The organism is Shouchella patagoniensis, assembly GCF_002019705.1.
Classification (GTDB): domain Bacteria; phylum Bacillota; class Bacilli; order Bacillales; family Bacillaceae_D; genus Shouchella; species Shouchella patagoniensis.
This window is the reverse complement of the sequence record NZ_KV917377.1, coordinates 2839453-2859906: the sequence shown is the minus strand read 5'-3', so window position 1 is coordinate 2859906 and position 20454 is coordinate 2839453. Positions and strand designations below refer to the sequence as shown.

The 20454-nt window shown below is 39.6% G+C and carries 18 protein-coding genes and 1 tRNA gene; 3 read left to right on the top strand and 16 right to left on the bottom strand.

Translation table 11 applies throughout. From position 1 onward, the window contains the following. Positions 1–11: 11 nt before the first annotated feature. The 10 genes from prkT to BK584_RS14950 all read right to left on the bottom strand — a co-directional run bounded on the left by prkT (position 12) and on the right by BK584_RS14950 (position 8526). Complete coding sequence (gene prkT / locus BK584_RS14995; RefSeq protein ID WP_078393347.1) at positions 12–968, bottom strand: serine/threonine protein kinase PrkT; 957 nt, start codon at positions 966–968, stop codon at positions 12–14. After that, on the bottom strand, positions 943–1668 hold the full coding sequence (locus BK584_RS14990; RefSeq protein WP_078393345.1) for a VWA domain-containing protein: 726 nt from the start codon (positions 1666–1668) through the stop codon (positions 943–945). Before BK584_RS14990 ends, prkT begins: the two co-directional genes overlap by 26 nt. A 66-nt stretch (positions 1669–1734) precedes the next feature. Then, the gene (gene spoIIE / locus BK584_RS14985; protein ID WP_437182773.1) at positions 1735–4245 is read right to left on the bottom strand and encodes a stage II sporulation protein E; all 2511 of its coding nucleotides are present in this window, start codon (positions 4243–4245) and stop codon (positions 1735–1737) included. A gap of 413 nt (positions 4246–4658) precedes the next feature. Further along, positions 4659–4732, bottom strand: a tRNA-Met gene (locus BK584_RS14980). Positions 4733–4928: 196 nt separating this feature from the next. Then, positions 4929–5399, bottom strand: coding sequence for a S1 domain-containing RNA-binding protein (locus BK584_RS14975; RefSeq protein WP_078393344.1), 471 nt, complete (start codon positions 5397–5399; stop codon positions 4929–4931). 74 nt (positions 5400–5473) lie between these two features. After that, a complete protein-coding gene (locus BK584_RS14970; RefSeq protein WP_078393343.1) occupies positions 5474–5860 on the bottom strand; it encodes a septum formation initiator family protein in 387 nt (128 codons plus the stop codon). 2 nt (positions 5861–5862) lie between these two features. Beyond that, the gene (yabQ, locus tag BK584_RS14965; protein WP_078393342.1) at positions 5863–6420 is read right to left on the bottom strand and encodes a spore cortex biosynthesis protein YabQ; all 558 of its coding nucleotides are present in this window, start codon (positions 6418–6420) and stop codon (positions 5863–5865) included. Continuing rightward, positions 6420–6734, bottom strand: coding sequence for a sporulation protein YabP (yabP, locus tag BK584_RS14960; protein ID WP_078393340.1), 315 nt, complete (start codon positions 6732–6734; stop codon positions 6420–6422). Before yabP ends, yabQ begins: the two co-directional genes overlap by 1 nt. Before the next feature lie 160 nt (positions 6735–6894). Then, positions 6895–7932 carry an NAD(P)/FAD-dependent oxidoreductase gene (locus BK584_RS14955; RefSeq protein WP_078393338.1) on the bottom strand — a complete coding sequence of 346 codons (1038 nt, stop codon included), beginning with the start codon at positions 7930–7932 and terminating at the stop codon, positions 6895–6897. Positions 7933–8022: 90 nt separating this feature from the next. After that, on the bottom strand, positions 8023–8526 hold the full coding sequence (locus tag BK584_RS14950) for a GNAT family N-acetyltransferase (protein ID WP_078393337.1): 504 nt from the start codon (positions 8524–8526) through the stop codon (positions 8023–8025). A 151-nt stretch (positions 8527–8677) separates the two neighbouring features. On the opposite strand from BK584_RS14950, the gene BK584_RS14945 reads away from it, so the two are divergent. Then, positions 8678–9646: a 2-hydroxyacid dehydrogenase gene (locus BK584_RS14945; RefSeq protein WP_078395657.1), complete on the top strand. Its 969-nt coding sequence runs from the start codon at positions 8678–8680 to the stop codon at positions 9644–9646. 417 nt (positions 9647–10063) lie between these two features. On the opposite strand, the gene BK584_RS14940 is transcribed toward BK584_RS14945, so the two are convergent. The 4 genes from BK584_RS14940 to BK584_RS14925 are packed head-to-tail and all read right to left on the bottom strand — an operon-like array spanning position 10064 to position 14075. Beyond that, the gene (locus tag BK584_RS14940) at positions 10064–10717 is read right to left on the bottom strand and encodes an HAD family hydrolase (RefSeq protein ID WP_078393336.1); all 654 of its coding nucleotides are present in this window, start codon (positions 10715–10717) and stop codon (positions 10064–10066) included. After that, the gene (locus BK584_RS14935) at positions 10717–10971 is read right to left on the bottom strand and encodes an RNA-binding S4 domain-containing protein (protein ID WP_078393335.1); all 255 of its coding nucleotides are present in this window, start codon (positions 10969–10971) and stop codon (positions 10717–10719) included. The genes BK584_RS14940 and BK584_RS14935 overlap by 1 nt, the downstream gene beginning before the upstream one ends. 16 nt (positions 10972–10987) lie before the next feature. Beyond that, a complete protein-coding gene (yabN, locus tag BK584_RS14930; RefSeq protein WP_078393334.1) occupies positions 10988–12454 on the bottom strand; it encodes a bifunctional methyltransferase/pyrophosphohydrolase YabN in 1467 nt (488 codons plus the stop codon). A gap of 10 nt (positions 12455–12464) precedes the next feature. After that, positions 12465–14075, bottom strand: a complete 1611-nt coding sequence (locus BK584_RS14925; RefSeq protein ID WP_078393333.1) for a putative polysaccharide biosynthesis protein — start codon at positions 14073–14075, stop codon at positions 12465–12467. A gap of 133 nt (positions 14076–14208) precedes the next feature. Between BK584_RS14925 and BK584_RS14920 the strand changes: the two genes are divergently transcribed. Both BK584_RS14920 and murG read left to right on the top strand, forming a co-directional pair. Next, positions 14209–14817, top strand: coding sequence for a YIP1 family protein (locus tag BK584_RS14920; protein ID WP_078393332.1), 609 nt, complete (start codon positions 14209–14211; stop codon positions 14815–14817). A 32-nt stretch (positions 14818–14849) separates the two neighbouring features. Then, positions 14850–15911 (top strand): undecaprenyldiphospho-muramoylpentapeptide beta-N-acetylglucosaminyltransferase, encoded by a 1062-nt coding sequence (gene murG, locus BK584_RS14915; RefSeq protein WP_078393331.1) that lies wholly within the window; start codon positions 14850–14852, stop codon positions 15909–15911. Positions 15912–16185: 274 nt separating this feature from the next. Here murG and spoVT read toward each other — a convergent pair whose 3' ends face one another. Then, positions 16186–16725, bottom strand: a complete 540-nt coding sequence (spoVT, locus tag BK584_RS14910; RefSeq protein WP_078393330.1) for a stage V sporulation protein T — start codon at positions 16723–16725, stop codon at positions 16186–16188. A 150-nt stretch (positions 16726–16875) separates the two neighbouring features. Beyond that, positions 16876–20418: a transcription-repair coupling factor gene (gene mfd / locus BK584_RS14905; protein WP_078393329.1), complete on the bottom strand. Its 3543-nt coding sequence runs from the start codon at positions 20416–20418 to the stop codon at positions 16876–16878. Positions 20419–20454 lie beyond the last annotated feature (36 nt).

The window sequence follows — 20454 nt, the reverse complement described above, 5'->3', positions numbered from 1 at the left end:
CCTAAGACTAACTAAAACATTCTTAATAACAAGTATAAAACAAATAAAAGAAGAACAAAAGAACTGACCAAGAGAAGGTCAAATAACTTCGACTGTTTTTTCTGGCGTTTCTTTTCAACCCTGTATTGTTTTCTGCTTAAATTTCTCTCAACTACTTTCGTATCTCCAGTCGTCATTAGAGCTTGCTTCATCTGTGCCGCAGTCTGAAAGCCGCCCTGTAACGCTTTTATTATCACTTCTTGATAGGGCTTTAATAACGGCGCTTGGTTTATTTTTTTCTTTAATTGAGCGAACGTATTCCCTTGCTCCTTCTTAAATTGTGTTGGATATGCACAATCAATCATAATCATAGCGACGGAAAATAAATCATAGCTCGGCTCTGCTTTCCTTGAACCCAATGACCAAAAACCCCGATCATAGTATTCGGTATATTCCTTGACCGCTCTACCTATTCTTGTGGTTCCGCCTACATCAAGCAACCGAACAGTTGCCTCCTTGTTTGTTATAATGACATTGTCTGGTTTTAAATCTCCAAATACCCACCCTTGCTCATGCAACTCATTTAGACATTGTAATAGTTGAATGGTGAGGACATGTAACCACTCCCCGCCACGATCTTTCATAAACAAGACAAAATCTTTTCCTTGAATGTATTCCATTACATAAAAAGGCAAAGTATGATAATTTGATTCAAAATCATCAACATCAAATAAACAAGGCCCAAGAACTTTCTCTTGAACCTTGCTAAATTGTTTTAACACATTAACCTCTTGCGCAATCGACATTTGATCTTGTCCAAATTTAATTGCAACTAAACCAGCATCACCCTTCGCTAAATAAACAATGCCTGTAACACCTGCACCTAATTTTCGAATGAGTGTATAAGCACACTTATTCCACTTACCTACAAAACGAAGCCCTTCGTACAATTCATAATTGAGGTCAGCCGTGGAGTTGTTCATCTTCATCTTCTTCCAATCTCCTTTTTCCTCGACGTTGCTCAAATACTTCCAAAGCCGCTTTTAAAGCTGGTCCAGTTGGCGTCATCCCCCCCGTTGAAAGTTTGGAGAAAGTATTCGTTAAAGCATTTAGCTTCGGTGTCCAGTCAACAAGTCGGTCAATTGGCTTCTTCCTACCAGGAAATGAATACAGCGAAAACATCGTATCGCCTGTGCGGGCATTCAAACTAATAGATAAATCAATTAACGCTTCTTGTACCATAGGCAACTTACTTTCCATGCTCGCACTCGTATCAATTAATACAACTACTTCTAGCAATACAGTTTCGCCCAGTTCATCAACAACCTCCATCAACTCGCCACGTTTATCTGGTGATAAATCCTCCATCTCTTCATTCTTACCAAGAATTTGTTTTAATTCTTGATTAATCACACCATGCAATGTTTGAGTCATCGCTTTTCTCGTTACCATTTGTACAGTTTTTGCAAGTTGACGAGCAAAGACGATTTGACTAACGCCACCCCCTGCCATTGCTACTGCTTCTACTTCTTGAAGTCCTTTTTCATTTTCTCTATTCTCATCCGATATCCCAATGACATTTACAGTAATGCCATATTCTTGTGCAAGCTTTGCAATTGCGACGGGATCTTCCCCATAGTTAGAATGACCATCCGTCATAAGCAATATTTGTTTTAATGTTCCTTTCATACTTATCCCCTCCAAGCTTCATGATTCGTGTTAACATCATCGCCAGCTCAAAAGGAAAATATACCCTTATGTTCCTGTTGCTTGTTTTATAAAAGTCACATTCTTTTTGTTTTTTTGTACCTTCGGATGAATGGGAATCGATGTCCATTTTGGAATGTTCCTTTTTAGTTGGGTCACAACTACCGTCATATCATCATCAATGATCGGCCCATGATCTGAACGTATAACTTTCTCTAAGATCATATCTGCTACCTCTTGAGCATCTTCTGTCTCAATTTCAGATATAATTCTCTTCATCCACTGCTCTTTGTTTTCCACTTGCCTTTTAGCATCAAAGACACCGTCACTGCACATAATAAGTAAGTCTCCTGGCTTCAATTGTTCGCTAACGACCTCTACTTCAAATTCATGAAGAATGCCCATTGGTAGATTTCCAGCCTCCACTTTAATTACTCGATCCCCTCTCTTTATAAAGCTTGGTGTTGATCCAATTTTTAGAAATTTCACATGAGCATCCTGCATATCAATCATAGCTAAATCAAGAGTAGAGAACATTTCTTCTGTATTCCTTAATGAAAGTATGGAATTAACAGATTTAATTGCTACCGTCTCTTCTATCCCTGATTGCAATACTTTCTGTAAAAGAGCAAGTGTCTCACTACTTTCTAGATATGCCTTTTCTCCATTACCCATCCCATCACTTATTGCAACAGCATACTTCTCACTATTCAACTCAATCATTGAATAATTATCACCTGAAAGCCATTCTCCTCCTTTTGCTACTTTTGCTACTCCTGAATTTATTGTAAAAGGTTTCGCGGAACCAAAAGAAATATGGCTATATCCATTCGAATAAAATTTAGGTTCTTCACGTTTAAGGACAATTGTCTCTTTTGCTAGATCTGAGAGCATCGGTCCAATGATTTTTTCTGCCTCCCCGTTGATATGATCACACATGATGCTCATTTCTATTTCAATACTTCCGCTTTCCATGCTATATATATCAATATGGCCAACATCTAGTCCCGCATTTCGTAGTGCATCAACCATATATTCTTCTTGAATTACATGAGGTTGTTTTTCTTTTTGAATCTCTTTAGCAAAATCCCCCATCACTCTGGAAACACCGAGCAATTGGTCAGCAACTAGCTTTTGGCTTTCTTGCACTTGACGTTTTAATTCCTTGTTTGCCCGGTATTGATTTGTTTCTGCATTCATAGCCGCAATGACTTGATCCGGTTTTCTACATATGCTTCTCCACTGCCTTTGCATCTTTGGATCAGTAATCGTTCCATTTGCTTCAATTTCGTTTACCATTTCTGTCATAGAATCATAGGTTAAACTGAAGTTCTGTACCCAACATTTTTCTTTCATTAGACACGTTTGGCATGTTTTTTCTGTTACATTACTTAAAAGAACATCCACCTCATGGGCATACTGTTCTTCATCGTTTTTTTGTTGGACTTTAAAACTGTTCGATAATGTTTGAAATAGTGATGAAAATCGTTCTACTTTACCAGCCGTTGCATCTCTTACTTTTCGCAAATATTGCTGTTGCTCCTGAGAATGTTCAACAGTCCCTGGTATGTATTTAGCTACATTTGACAGCCAACTTTTAGGAGTAATCATAAACAAACCAATTGCAATAGCTGTTTCTGTTACAGTTGAGGCAAGTCCGCCCCCTCCATCTCCATACATGCCAATAAGGAGAGTACCTACAAGCAAACCAAAAGCAACGCCGATTCGGTTTCCTTCCTTAAGCAAACCACCAAGCAAACCAGCAAAGGCTAGCACACTCATTTGATACAAACTTGCCACGCTCGCTAAACTTAAAATAAGACCTGTTACAACCCCGACTGTAGAACCTATTGCCGCACCTCCTGCAAACGCAAAAATTAACACTAGGTATCGGGCCAAACTATGTTGCATTGCTACATCGTTAAACGCCCAGCCTACTGTACCAGTCATAACAGAAGCCAGTAGAATAATTAAACAAATGATCTCTTCATTGCGAAGAGCTTGTCCCCCCCTCTTCCCAGTTATAAGTGGTATGCTTTGAATGAAGATCATTGTTAAAATAAAACCAAGTCCAGCTTCAACAGTCGCCATCATCAGAGCATATTGGCTAAAAGCTCCTTCACTAAAGAAGACGATGGACAACCTCGTAATGAGACTTGCTGTAAATACAATGTAAGGGAGCGACTTAGCAGGTTGACCTAAAAACACTTTTACACATCTATATAGTAGGAGGAATGCAACAATTCCTACTGCCGCATATACAATCTCCCCATGAAAACTAAATATCGCGCCTGCTAGTAATGAACCAGCAGCAATAATGGATTGGGATCTTCGTAATAAGAAGACGGCCGCTAAAAACGGGAGAATAAACGGCGTTAGTTCAGCAAGTATCATTGCTCTTCCTAACAAAAAACCAACTACAGCAATTAGTACGCCCCAATCAAATAACAGTGTTTTTAGACTGTTTTTGAATGCTTGTCCACCACTCAGCATCTTCCCTTGAACTCCATTCATTCGTTGAGCGATTGTTTCAGCAACCATATTCCCAGATGCTTTCACCGTTTTACCTAGCATACTCGCCACCACCTATATCATTATCGTGGTTTTACTATAACAACGATGAATTCAATTTTTTGTCACAATTCCGACGTGTAAATTGAAATACTTTCGACGAACTTCGGCCTAACTAGCAATAATGGGGCACAAAAACAGAATAAGCCATGCGAGACCCTAGCATATTATTGGTTGTTTCCACTAGCCATGGCTAGAATTGACGTACGATTCTATGGATAATTATTTATACAACAAAAAAGCTTGAGGCTTCACCTCAAACTAATCTTAAAACGTTATTATCTATTTTCTCAATAAAAATGCGTTTCAAATAAAACCCTCTATTACACTCATTTTGCTTATTAAAGCTTCTTAATAAAAAACATAAAAACCATTTCCAGAAGGAAATGGTTTTTATCAGATAGCGGCGGAGGGGATCGAACCCCCGACCTCACGGGTATGAACCGTACGCTCTAGCCAGCTGAGCTACACCGCCGTGTTTAACGACAATAATTAATATACTTGTTCTGCGTTTAAAAGTCAATACTTTTCTGTAGTAAAACCAATATGAAAAGAGCGATCAGAAACCGCTCTTTTCTTATGATCATAGCTCAGTGGAGAGACTCCGCTGAATAGAAGTGTCACTTTATATACAACAGAATATACGTTACACAAGCTGCATCGTTAACCTCTTAGCCTCTTTTTGCACCTCGACCGCCACGCTTAGACTCAGTCTGACGTTTAATTGTTGTCAAACGTTCTTCACTGTCTTTTAAGAAACGGCTCATTTTGTCTTCAAACGACGCAACTGGCCGCGGCTTGCTTCCGCCACGATGCCCGCTGCCGCTTGAACGTTGCGGACGTGCTTGTCTTGCTGAATCTGGGCGTGCAGGACGCGATGGACGACTTTCTCGTTCTCCTTCAGGTCGTTCTATCGCTTTGCGGATTGATAAACCAACTTTCCCATCTTTTTCAACGTTCACCACTTTAACGGTTACTTCATCGCCTACTTTTAAAAGCTCATTAATATCTTTGACATAGTGATCCGCGACCTCACTGATGTGTACAAGGCCAGTTGAACCTCCTGGCAATTCCACAAACGCTCCAAAATGTGTAATACCAGTTACCTTGCCTTGCAGCTTGCTGCCTGCTTCTATGGACATGAAAACGTACATCCTCCTTAAATTTGGGTAAATAGCGTACTCTTATACATTATACCCGACAAAAAAAAATCGTGTCAATCGCCCGATTGCTTGGAGACATTAATTCTTGTTTCTCCAGGCAACGTTAAAAAATAATCACGTCTAGCGATTTCTTTAATAAATTCATCATTCTGGTAATTATCAATTTCCTGTAATAGCCTTTGTTCTTCTTCGAGTAATGATTCTTGTTCTACCAAAGCTTGTTCATGCTCTGCTTGTTTTTCCTTAATATCAGCTTGTTGTGAGAAGAGTGTCACACTGCAAAAGACGGCCAACACAGCAAAGACAATTCCAATAAATGTTAGACGTCGATATAAACCTCTTCGTCTTTTTGCTTGCCGCATCAGTTCTTGTTGCCGTTGCTCCATATAATCCGTATCGAGTTCTTTTATCGTTGCTCGTTTAGATGCCAAACTACTCACCTCTAGTCTCTTTTCACCATTCGCTTGTATAAACCCTTTATTTTTTCAACAAGAGGCTGTCCTTTTTTTATCAATGATACAACCCCAACTAAACGCAGGACCCAATAACATGGTTTTACAATGAAGTAAAAGAAAACACTCCAAATTGTAAGTACTATCATCATAGCGAACTGACGCAGTAGGCGCAATAACCATTTTAACGGTTGGTATAAAAGTGCATTGATCATTAGGATAATAAAGCGATTTAAGGCTTTTATAAAGCGAATCGCGCCTTCTAAAAATTGAATATACAGCCCTTTTAATAATGCTTGATAGCCCGCATATCCACATAGAATCGCTATAAATACATATATACGTACTTCGCCTAAATTCGCTTTAAATAAAACAAAGAAAACAATCAATGCTTGTAACAACCAAAATAAAAGATCATTTAAAGCTGTTTTTAAATTAAAATAATGACGCTCAAGGGTAAAGCGGCTATATGTATCAATAGCCGCCCCGAGCCATATGCCCATCGCAGCCATTGATAACATTGTATAGAACTGAACCGTGAGCACCATTACTTAAACAGTTTTCCAAAGAGCCCTTTGGACTTCCCTTGTTGATTCTCATCTAAATAAATTAAGTCATGTATCTTTCCTTCAATAGATACATTCCCTTCTTCCACATTTAAGTTCTTCATATGAAGATTTTGTCCCCTAACAGCTAAATACCCCATCACTGTTTCAAGAAGAAACTCTTCATTGTCAAAGCTATCCACTTGCTTTACCCCTGTTATATCCAATTGCTTGCGCCCGCGCAACGTTATGTCATGATCATTATTCTGACTTTCCCTTCCCATCGGTGCCCCAAACTCATAGTTGGATTGATTCATTGTACACCCTCCTAATAAAGCATGTCTTTATTGGAGTCTATGCACTCTGAACTATTGGTAGAACAAGCTCATAGAACAAGTCTTATAAACATTTAGTCAAAAAAAAAAGAAATTCCTGCGTGTGTTTAACTGCAAGAATTTCGTCTTAGTCTTCTTGTTTTTATGCCTCTTTACTTAATTGCATCTCTTCGTTCTTTTTCTTAAACTTCTCATTATGAGAAGAGACAAACGCCTGATTAGCTGCACTTGGGTCTAAATATTGCTTTACACCGTTTACGGCTGTCGCCCCTTCTACAAAAGCACCAGAAATTAATTGTAGTTTTCCTGCATGTCTTGTTACGTCCCCAGCAGCAAAAATGCCTGGTTGACTTGTCTCCATACAAGGAGAAACCTTCAAGAAACCATCTGTTTCCAGCTCCAACCCAGCATCAATTAAGAAACATCCATCTAATTTCATTCCGTGATTTACGATGACAGCATCAATCTGCACTTTTTCTATTAGTTCAGTGTCGCAATTCGTTAATGTTACTGAATCTATTTTTGTATCTATCCCATGAAGCTCTTTAATCTGAAAAGGAGTTTTTAGCCTTACCGCTGATTCCCGCATTTGCACAACGTTTTTTTCATGACCGCCAAAGTCATCTCTTCGGTGGCAAACAATAACTTCTTTAGCTACTCCTACCAGCTCATTGGCCCAGTCTACAGCCGCATTCCCTCCGCCAGAAATAAGAACTCTTTTATCTCTAAACCCATCAATTTGTGTGACAGTATAATGTAAATTAGATACTTCATAACGTTCCGCTCCAGCAATATCTAACTTTTGCATAACCGGTATTCCATGACCCGAGGCAAGCATCACCGTACGAGTATAATGTTTCTCGCCCTTTGCATTTATTAAAGTATACGTATTGTCTTCCTCTCGAATCATTTGGACAATATGTTCATTCAAACATATTGTTGGGTCAAACGTATTCGCCTGATTAACGAGCTGCTCGATTAATTTCGCACCTGGAGTAGGGGGCATTCCACCAACATCCCAAACAATCTTCTCTGGATAAAAGAGAATTTTTCCACCAAGCTCATTATTATATTCAATCAACTTCACTTTTAAATCACGCATTCCCGCATAAAACGTACTATATAATCCAGCAGGGCCACCGCCAATAATAGTCAAGTCATAAAGGTCATTTGATTGCACAGGACTTCCTCCAGTTTGCCAAGATAATGAAAATCATTCTCACGTATACTTGTAGTCTAGAGGACTAAGGAATCATTTTCAAGCTATTTCCTAATAATTATATAACTTAGCCATATATAACTCATCCATCCAAACATCACCGATACGCACTGCACTCTTTCTAATGCCTTCTTCTTGATAACCACACTTCTTATATAAATGTACTGCACGTTTATTTTCTTTCACAACCGTTAGTTCTAGGCGTTTTACTCCGGAGGCTTTTGCAAACATATCAGCTTTCTCTAACAGCTGTTTACCAATACCTTGATTGCAGTAGGCTTGACGAATACCTATCGTCAAATAGCCGACATGGCGAATTCTCTCTAAATAAGATCCGTAAATGCCGACGTAGCCAATAATTTCATCCTCATCTACAGCAAAATAAATGCAAGAGGTATCTGCTTGGAGCATTTCGGCAAGAATTTTCCTCTGTTGTCTAACAGTTGTTGTTCTTTCATGTGGTTCGAATAGCATATAAGTAGCTTCTTGATCTAGTAGACATTGGAACTGAAGAAATGACTTTGCATCACCTTTATCAGCCTTCCTTATCCTCATTCAACCTCTCCCCTTACCCACTTGAATTCTCTTTTATTTTCGACAGCACTATCTGAGCTCCTGCCAGCCGCAAGATTAATTTAAGAAGAATGACAGAGAGGACGCCTACTGGTAAAATGAAGCATACAAATATGGAAGGATGGTTATGAAAATGAACAAACCACATGTATTTTTAGCCAACCAAGTTCCAACTGATGTATTGTCATACATATCAACACATTGTGAGTACACTCTTTGGGACTCCAAAAAACCCTTAACGAAAGAAGAATTGAAAAAAGCTTTAAAATCTGTTGATGGAGCCCTTTTGACTGGTCATGGAGCAGACGCAGACCTTGTTAAAGATTGTAATAACTTAAAAGTCATCAGCACTGCAACAGTAGGCTATGATCGTTTTGACCCTAAAGGACTTGCTGCCCACGATGTTCTATTAACACATACGCCTTATGTTCTTGATGAAACTGTTGCGGACTTGTTATTTGGACTGATCTTATCTGGAACACGCCGAATCGCAGAACTCCACGAGCATGTTAAAGCAGGAAAATGGTCAAAGGAAACTTCACAGCACTCCCTTTACGGACAAGATGTTCACCAAAAAACACTTGGTATAATTGGTATGGGACGCATCGGCGAAAAAATCGTTCATCGCGCAAAAGAAGGATTTGATATGTCCATCCTTTATCATAATCGCTCTTCCCGTAAAGAAGTGGAAGAGACTTACGGGGCCAAAAAAGTAGAATTGAACACACTTCTTGAAGAATCCGATATTGTTGTCTTAATGGTACCACTCACAGATGAAACAAAACATCTAATCGGACAAGAAGAACTTGCGAAAATGAAACCCACGGCTCTGCTTGTAAATGGTGCCCGGGGGCCTGTGGTTGATGAAAGTGCATTAATTGAAGCGCTAGAAAACAAAGAGATCTTCGGTGCTGCTCTTGATGTTTTTGAACAGGAACCATTGCCCAACAATCATCCGTTTCTTAACTTAGAAAACGTAACACTTACCCCCCATATCGGTTCTGCTACTGCAGCGACTCGGGAAGCAATGGCTATGCGAGCAGCCGAAAACCTTGTAGCTGGTGCCCTCGGCAAAACCCCACAAGACATCGTCAAGGCTTAAACAGAGGATAGTTAATCAGTTTCTTGACTCCACATGATTACTTCGCTTCTGGTGGAGAACAGGTAAGCCCCGCAGCTATGCTGCGGGGCTTACCTAACTTTCTTCTGCAGCATCGTTTACTAGTTTCCATAAGGGGTGGAAAGGAATATAGCTCGGGCCTAGAGAGTGGTGGGTTTCACTTTCATACTACTGCATGATGCTAGACAGGTTCGATTGACGACCTTGGATACCTCATATTGGCCGAGTGTTCCACCTGCTATTTATTAAGCGTGACGTTTTTACCTAAATGAAAAAGAGAAGTAATCGGAGTTGGCGTGACCACCTAACTCTAATTGATCAAAAAAACCTCTGAAATGATTTCTCAGAGGCATTTCGTATACGGTTTAAAAACTTTGCTTATTCGGTCCAGTTCTCCTTTTAGTCTATTAAAACCTGATCTGCGGTAATGCGGAGCTGGTGAATGGATTGAATCAATGCATCTGCCTCAGAAAGGTTTTGTTCACCTGAATTAGGATTAATGTAACCAATTACCTTCATACCAGCAGCTTTGCCCGCCTGCACACCATGTGCAGCATCTTCAAGGACGGTACAATTGTCTGGGAGACTCCCCATTTTCTTTGCAGCATCTAAATAAATATCTGGCGCTGGTTTTCCTTTCTCTACCTCTTCTCCGCTTATAACTACATCAAAATAAGGTTGAATTTGAAGTGCATCTAGGACGGCCTCAATAAATGGACGGGGCGATGAAGATGCTAAACCTACCTGGTATCCTTTTTCTTTCAAGCTATGTAGCAACTCCCTTATACCTGGAATCGGCTCATGACCATCATCTTTTAACGCCCTCATTTTTGCTTTATCCGCCGCTTCTAATACTTCTATTACATTAAAGTCGGCTCGATGAGTTTCTTTAAGCTGTGACCACATGTCTTCTGCCCTTGTACCCACATATGATTCCAATTCTCCTTCGCTTAATTTAATTCCAAATTGTTGACATAGTTGAGATTCAACTTGGAAATGAAGCGGCTCACTGTCAATTATGACTCCATCCATATCAAAGATAAAACCAGGCATTAAATCGCTTCCTCTTTTAGAATTGTATACATTTCTCCTGCTTCTTGTTTACGTGTTGTCTCTCTAACATCATCAATACGGACAGTCACCAACTTCTGGCCAAATCGAATGGTTAGCTCATCACCTGATTTTACAGCTGTTCCAGCTTTAGCTGTTTGGCCATTTACTGTAATTCTACCTTGCTCACTCACTTCTTTTGCCAATGTTCTTCTCTTAATTAAACGTGATACTTTCAAGAATTTGTCTAATCGCATCGATGAATTCGCTCCTCTAATTGTTTTCCGCTTTTTTTGCTTCCTCCCAGTATTGATCCAGCTCTTCTAGACTACACTTATCGATTGTTTTCCCTTGTGCATTGACCTGCTTCGCTACAAACTGAAATCTGTTTTGAAACGTAGTAAGTGATCGATGCAACGCAATTTCTGGGGACAGGTTATAAAAACGCGCAACACTTACAACCGCAAGCAATACATCCCCGAATTCTTTTTCCATTGTTTCTGTTTGTTCGTTTTTAACTTCAACTTTAAACTCTTGTATCTCTTCATATAACTTGTCCCAAACATCTTCTACTTTGTCGTATTCGAAACCGAATTGGGCTGCTTCCTTTTGCAACAACTCCGCAGCAAAAAGCATCGATGAAAATTTTGTAACGTCGCTTAACTCTGCTTGTACTTTATCACTACTAGTTTCCTCGCTCGCTTTTATTTTCTTCCAGTTTTCAATTACGTCTAATTCATCTTTAACCGTTACATCACTAAACACATGAGGGTGACGTCGAATCATTTTCGTCGTTAACGCTTCAATGACATCTTCAATGGAGAAAAAACCATCATCTTCGCCGATTTGTGCATGCAGCAATACTTGCAGCAGGACATCCCCTAGTTCATCCGTTAATTGATCATCATCTTTTTCATCAATAGCTTCAAATACTTCGTATGTTTCTTCAAGTAAATATTTTTTTAATGATTCATGTGTTTGCTTTTTATCCCACGGACATCCGTCAGGGCCACGAAGTCTTGCTATTACATCACGCAAGAACGAAAAATCACGGTAAAGTAATGTTTCCTCTTTCACGGGAGGTACATAAATTGCAGTCAGATTATTTAATTCTGTATAACGGTCAAGTTCAAACAACTGGACATATTGAATCTTTTCATTTGCTGAACCTGCCGCAGTTACAATCGCTACGACATAATCATCTGGCAGTTTCTCCATCAAGCTCAATTTGACTTCTGAAGCAATAAGCGCATCATATACTTGAACAATAATTAGATGGTGCCTAATTTGAAGTTCATTGGCCCAAAGAGAGGTTCCATCAACGATCTGACAACCTTCAATCGGATCAATTCCAAGAGCTGTGTACATTTGATCAAGGAAAGACGCACCACCCAATACACTCATTTCTATTCCAGCAGCTTCTGCACGCTCTTGCAGCAGCTGCACCGTTTTTTCAGCCACAAAGGGATGACCTGGAACAGCATAGAAAACATCTTTAGTGGTAGCTTCTTTAATTAGCGCAGAAGCAATTGCATCGTACACATCTTCAAAACGATCATAACTCTCATAAATATGATCAAATGATTGAAAAGATACCCCCTCTCTTGCTAGCTCTTGCAAAACTGGATGCTCTGCAGTTCGTACGTAGAACACCTCCGTATCTTTTATTGCTCGATAGATGCCAAGTGGGAGCTGTGAAAGGTCTCCCGCTCCCAATCCGACGACTGTTAATACGCCCATTTTATCACCTCTATTTTCGTTTCCTATTTTTAGCTATCGCTTTTTTTATCTTCAATAATTGAGGCACGCTTGCCCACTCTCGTTTCGTTAGGATACTTGAGAAAAACACAAAGGCAACAACAAACACGCCTCCTATCGTTGACACAAATAAAGCGATGAACGTGCTCTGCATTCTAGTCTGTACGGGAAGGAAAGCTACTAACACTTCACGTAACAAATAAGTCATGATGCCGAGAATAACCAACACGATCATAGATAAAAAGTATGATTTCTTTTCTACAAATAACACTTCATCCATTTGTTTCATTGCATATAACACAAAGACCATCATTACTGTAAATGCTAACACTGTTGCTAAAGCGGCACCCATTGTTGATTGAAATAGAGAGATGAATAACCCATTCCCAACAATTTTCACAACCAGTCCGGCAACAATCGCATAAACTGGAACATGCAAGCGTCCATACCCCTGCAAAATCGCGGCGCCCGATAAATAAATAGATGCAGGAAGAATCGATACAGCTAGGGCTTGCAGCACATGGGTATCTGATTGATTTGTAAATAACATATGGTTTATCGGATCCATTAATACAACAAGACCAATTGAAGCCCCACCTCCAATTAGTAACGATATTCTTAAGGCAACATCTCGGAACATCCTTGCATTTAATAGCTGTTGCGCCGCTAACGATTTAGCTAGAAGCGGGACCAATGCCAACGCGACAGTCGTTGTTAAAATCGTTCCTATTTGAATTAAAGGTTGACCCCGATCGTATATTCCCTTTGCAAGGTAAGCCACTTGTTCGTCCATTCCACTCCCGTGCAAAAATTGCACAACCGTAAACACATCAATAGCTTGAAATATTAATAACACTAGTGCATTAAGGCAAATAAAGATACTTTGTTTAAATAAATCTATATTAGTCTTCCATAACGTTCCGATCGTAGGCAGTGAACCGTGAAAAAGTTTCACGCTATTTTGAGGTAACGACATCGTAAACAATACAACAATTCCCACCACGCTACCTGCTAACGAACCATAAATAGCTCCTTTACCGATTTCATAGGCTCCGCTTTCAAAAGAGTTTACTAACACATACGTAATTCCTAAAATAGCGAATACCCTCACGAGTTGATCGCCCACATGGGAAAATGCTGTTGGTCCCATATTCCCTTCACCTTGTCCAAATCCTCGAAGTACACTTAGTATCGGAATAAATAAAAATCCCAGACCTACTAGACGCAGGAGAGGAGCAAGATCAGTATCTCCAATGAAGGCTGCAAGTGTGTCTGCATATAATATAAAAAATAAACACGCAACGGTTGAAAAAAGAATAAGTCCAACAAACGCGTTACGTACAATCTCTTTCGCTTCCTTATTTAGCCCTAAAGCTTTTTTTTCGGCAACTTGCCTAGAAATTACAACTGGAAACCCATATAAAGCTAATATCATAGCCATCCCATAAAAAGGGTATGTTTGTTGATAGACATAAAAACCATAGTCTCCTGCAAGGTTTTGAAAAGGTATTCGATATACAGCACTTAATACCTTCGCAAATAAAGCAGCAAGTGATAGAAGCAACGCTCCCTTTACAACTTCTGAATGGTTGCTTTTACTCAAGCTTGCCTCCTCCTTTTATCGCTCACCTTGCCTTTTATCATACTAATATTTTATTTCTTTTTCCAGCACTGTTCAATCAAACAGATGAAACGTGGTATGATATTATAAAAGACTTTGTATCGAAGGTGATGTATTGAATTCATCGAACCCTTGGCTAGCTATATGGATTTCGCCACGATCAGTAATGAAAGATGCTCTTGCACATGGTTTACATAGGAAAGCAGCCATTATTCTGTCGTTTCTTTTTGGCGCACTGATAACCTTATGGTTTGCTCGGACTGAACTTCTAATACTTGCTGCTGAGGGTTCTATTTTCCCTCTACTTATCACTGTCATTGTTGGCTCACTTACAGGGCCCATCCTTTTTTATGGTTTCGGTTTTGCACTCGGACATGTTGGAAGTTGGTATGGTGGGAATGGTGATATCGAGGCGACACGGAAAGTGTATGTCTATGCCTTTTTTATGCCCGGAATAATAGTTGGTTTACAAAACCTCCTATTATTTGGATTAGCATTAATGCAGGTTCAATTTCTCCAAAGTAGTCTAATGGAAGTCGTTATTACCATCGGTTCTTTCATCGTTAATGTTGCAAGCATTTGGTTAATTGTCATTTTCTTAATTGCATTCGCAGAAGCGCAAGAAATTACTATATGGCGTTCGCTTTTGATCATCATTGCTTTTTTAGGTTGCCTAACACTTCTTTATATTGTCGTTGACATTGTCACAAGTTTTGTTAGGTAGTTTGATTATTTTGTTAGACAGAAAGGATTCTTATGAAAAAGATTATTTTTACTGGGGGAGGCTCGGCCGGACACGTCACCCCAAACCTTGCCATTATTGATCAATTAGACAAGTCGAAATGGTCAATCTCGTATATAGGTTCCTATGAGGGTATTGAAAGAGAACTTGTTGAAAAAGCAGGAATTCGTTATTTTGGTATATCCAGTGGCAAATTAAGACGTTATATCGATAAAAAAAATGTGACAGATATGGTGCGTATTGCGAATGGTTTCCGGCAAGCACGTAAATTACTAAAAAAAGAAAAACCTGATGTTATATTCTCAAAAGGTGGATTTGTTACAGTACCTGTTGTTGCTGCTGCCTATTCCTTGCGAATTCCTGTCCATTTGCACGAGAGTGACTTAACACCAGGCCTTGCCAATCGCCTAGCTAAGCGTTTTGCAAAAACATTTTATACTTCTTTTGCTGAAACAGCTGTCCATTTCCCTAGTGAATCAACCATGGTTGTTGGTTCGCCAATTCGCAAGTCCTTATTTCAAGGCTCTAGGACACAAGGCCTCACACTTACAGACTTTATCCGTGAAAAACCAACTTTGCTTGTTATGGGTGGTAGCCTTGGGGCGAAACGCATTAACGAATCGATCCGAGAGTCACTTGATACTCTTTTGCAAACATACCAGATCATTCACATTTGCGGGAAAGGTCAACTTGACTCTGAATTAGAAGGAAAGCGTGGCTATAAGCAGTATGAATATGTCCATGATGAACTTCCCCACTTGTTGCAAGCTGCTGACCTTGTAGTAACAAGAGGAGGTTCCAATGCGATTTTCGAATTTCTGGCACTACACATTCCGATGCTTATTATCCCGTTATCCCGTGCACAAAGCCGCGGTGACCAAATCTTAAATGCACAAACGTTTGTTAAAAATGGTTATGCCCGTATGCTTGAAGAGGAAAACCTAACCAAAGAGAGTTTTCTCAAAGAGATCCACGATCTTTATGATAACCGCCAAAGTTATTTAGAGACGATGAATGCTAGTGAAGCAACACATGCAGTTGACAAGATTATCACAAGCCTCGAGCAAGAAAAATAAAAAAGCGGTCCTTTTGGGCCGTTTTTTGTATCATAAAAGAGATACTATCTAAAATGGAACCTAAGAACGACAAGTATCATTACTCAACAAGCACGGTTTTTAAACAAAAAAAAACCAAAACCCCACAGTTCTTACCTATCGCATGCTAATGGCTTCTGCACCCCAAGCTCAACTTGCAGTTGTCAGAACAAGAAAAAACGCCTTTTAGAATATTCTAAGAGGCGTTTTTTCTAAAGTCTAAAACATAACCTCTCATACAAAGAGGTTGTGTTTTTTATTGCTCCATTTGTCTAGCTAAAAAACCAGCTGCTGTTTCTGCCATTTTCTGTTCAAGCTTTCCATTCAACGGCTCACTTTTCGAAAAAATAACTACTGTGCCAATCGGATCACCACTTGCAATGATGGGGGCAGCAACATAGCCTTTATAGTCATCTTTATGATCCCCAACAAGGTTATACTCGCCAGATCCAATTTCAATATGAGATTTTCTGTCTGCCATTACTGCTTCAATGGCTTCTCCCACTGCTTTGTTTGCAAATTCCTTTTTAGAAGCACCTGATACAGCAATGTATGTATCTCGATCAGAAATAAGGACATTTTGATTTAAACTATCAAAAAGCGCCTCTGCATATTCTTTTGCAAAATCACCAAGCTCAGAGATTGGTGAATATTTTTTTAAAATCACTTCTCCATCACGATCAACAAAGATTTCTAAAGGGTCACCTTCACGAATCCGCAGCGTTCTGCGAATTTCTTTAGGTATTACAACCCTGCCAAGATCATCAATGCGTCTTACGATTCCAGTTGCTTTCATAAAGAGAGCCTCGCTTTCTAAAGGGGGTAAATGTGTATCTGTGTAAAAGAAGGAACATAATTTGTATGTAAATGTAGTATCCTTCCTTTTCAGAGAACTATTCACCAATACTTTATTTATTTTTCGTTATCCCTCAAGAAAGCTGGCTACTTATGAAACGGAAACGGTTTTTCTTTTGTTATCCGCACGCTTTAAAGCTTCAAGTAAAGCAATAACATGGTTCAGAATTGTATCATCGGAAAGATTTTTTGTTTTGACAACAAGCTTCAACTGATCTCCTTGAGTGCCAACTGTCACGCCTCGCCCTAGCTTTTGTGCTGCCTCAACAAGCAAAGCCGCTTTAATTCGTTTTGTTGTTTCTAGCGTCAATAGAATGGTAACTACTTCTTTACTTTCACTAATCTTCTCCACTTTTTCTTGATCGGCAATCAACTTAATTTTCGTCATAGAAAACAAATAATCTACTTGCTTCGGGTATTCACCAAATCGATCAATTAATTCATCGCGTAAATCATCAATTTCCTCAATCGATTCGGCTCCCTTAAAGCGTTTATACATCTCAATTTTTTGCTTTGCATCAGGGATATAGCGCTCCGGAATATAAGCATCCACATTAATCGATAATTCCGTTTGAAATGGCGGTTCTTTTGGCTTTTCTCCTTTTCGTTCCTCTATTGCTTCTTTTAACATTTGTGAATACAAGTCAAAACCTACGGAATCAATAAAGCCGTGTTGTTGAGAACCAAGTAAATTCCCCGCTCCCCTAATCGTTAGGTCTCTCATTGCGATCTTAAACCCTGAACCAAGCTCCGTGAACTCTTTAATCGCTTGCAGTCGACGTTCTGCTACTTCGCTTAATACTTTATCTGGTTGATACGTAAAATACGAGTACGCAACTCGATTTGAACGACCTACCCGTCCACGAATTTGATAAAGCTGGGAAAGACCCATTTTATCAGCATTGCTCACGATTAATGTGTTTACATTTGGAATATCAACACCTGTTTCAATAATCGTTGTCGTGACAAGCACATCACTTTCGCCTTCAAGGAAATTCAAAATTATCGATTCAAGTTCACGCTCGTTCATTTGTCCATGAGCATAGGAGACTCTAGCTTCAGGAACAAGCGTTGATACTTGTTCAGTCATCCGCTCGATGTCTTCCACCCTATTGTAAAGCACATATACTTGCCCGCCACGAGTCAGTTCACGTTCAATTGCTTCTTTTACAATTGATGGATTAAATTCTACTACATACGTTTGCACCGGAAAACGATTTTCGGGTGGGGTTTCAATAATAGATAAATCACGAACCCCAAGCATAGACATATGGAGCGTACGTGGGATAGGCGTAGCAGTGAGCGTTAATACATCGATATTCGCTTTCATCTGCTTGATTTTTTCTTTATGTGTTACACCAAAACGTTGTTCTTCATCGACGATTAACAGTCCTAAATCTTTATAATGCAAGTCTTTAGACAACAGGCGATGTGTTCCTACAACGATATCCACCGATCCCGCTTTTAGTCCTTTTAATACTTCGTTTTGTTCTTTTCTGGAACGAAAACGACTTAAAACACCAACCGTTATTGGAAATTCAGAAAAACGCTCTGAAATAGTTTCAAAATGCTGCTGAGCGAGGATTGTTGTTGGTACTAATATCGCAACTTGCTTTCCATCCATAATCGCTTTAAATGCAGCACGAATCGCAACTTCGGTTTTACCATAACCAACATCTCCACATAGCAAACGGTCCATTGGGCGGAGTTTTTCCATATCTTCTTTTATTTCAGCAATCGCACGAATTTGATCTTCCGTCTCTTGATACGGAAAAGAACCTTCAAAATCAGCTTGTTCTGGCCCATCTGTTGAAAAGCGATGTCCCACACTAGCTTCTCTTTCTGCATAAAGCTTAATTAAATCATCAGCTATGTCTTCCACCGATGATTGTACCTTCTTTTTAACTTTTTTCCAGTCATTACCACCAAGAGCATATATTTTAGGATCCTTGTCTTCCGAACCAACATATTTCTGAACTTGATCGATTTGTTCAACTGGTACATAAAGTTTATCATTCCCGGCATAACGAAGGTTCAAGTAATCTTTGTGCACCCCATTAATTTCAAGCGTTTCAACCCCAAGGTACTTACCTACCCCGTGGTTTGTATGCACGATTAAGTCACCTACAGCGAGCTCGGAATAACTCTTAATTCTTTCTGCATTCGTAAGCTTCTGGCGACGCTTTGGCTTACGAGCTTGTTTGGCAAATACTTCTTCTTCCGTAATCACAACAAGCTTTTGATCAGGAAATTCAAACCCAGTATTTAAATGACCAGTATAAACTTGAACTCTACCAGGTGTTAAGTCCGTTACGGCTTCTACAATATGGGCATCGATTTGTTCATCTGCCAGATTTAATGTCAAACGATTGGCTCTGTCCTCTGTTCCTGCAATGAATACAACCGTGTATGCATTATTAAGCCACCGATTAATTTCTGATGTGAGTAAATTCATTTGCCCATGGAAGTTTTGCATTGATTTGCAAGGCACATTGATAATTTGCTCTGGACGAGTCGAAGGCACTTGCTTCTGAAACAGAGATGCGTAAATGACCATTTGTGGCGCTTGGTTAAGCCTATTAAATGCATCTAAAGACATCTCTGCACCATGAACAATATCGCCTTGCTCAATCATGGCTGTATGCCATTCTGCTTCTTCCTTTTGTAGACTCTCCGACATCTCCTTCACACGACTCATCTCATCAATCCAGACGATTCCATCTTCTGGCATATAAGAAAGCAACGATTGAGGACTTTCATAATAGAATGACATGTACTTATACATACCCTCAAAGGTATGAGCTTGTTTTAGTTGCGAAATCTCAAACGGGATACGTTCATGTAACTTCTCTCTTGTCTGTTTATTCGAAACCTTTTTAATCGTAACTGCAAGCTGTTCTTCCAACAATTTTGCTGCATGACTGTAGTGCGCATTTGTTAGTAAAACCTCTTCAGCAGGGCCAATTACAACTGACTGAACCATTCCTTCCGAACGCTGCGTTTCTAATGAAAAATAACGAACAGAGTCAATATCAGTATCAAACAGTTCAATTCGTAAAGGGTTTTCTTCTGTCAGCGGATACAAATCAATAATTCCGCCTCGCACACTCATTTCTCCTGGTGCAGAGACCATGTCTGAACGCCGGTATCCCATCATAATAAGTGTTTTAATAAATGCTTCTAAATCCCCAATATCCTCACCAACGGTTATTGTCAGCTGACTTTCCTCCCATAAAGCTTTTGGTGGAAGTAAGCGCCTCACCCCAGCAAGTGGTACGACAACAAGACCTGAAAAATCCCCAACCAATTTGTTTAACAAATCCAATCGTTGCGCCTTCATCTCTGGACTCGCTACTGCAATTTCAGCCGATATTAATTCATTGACAGGATATAAAAAAACGGTATCTTCATCCAGTAAATCAACGAGGTCCTCATATAATTTCTGCGCTTGATATAAATTATGTGTAATGATTAATTGACTCTTCTTCGTCTTTCTATATAAAGCTGCACTAGCAACAGTCCTTGCAGAACCGCTCAGACCAGATAACAGCTGCTCATTCATTCCTTTTTCTATTCCGTTTGCAACCGCATTTATCTCACGCATGTCGCCAACAAAATGCTGCAATCCCAACATGTTTCATATCCCCCTGAATATCTACTGTCTTACTTT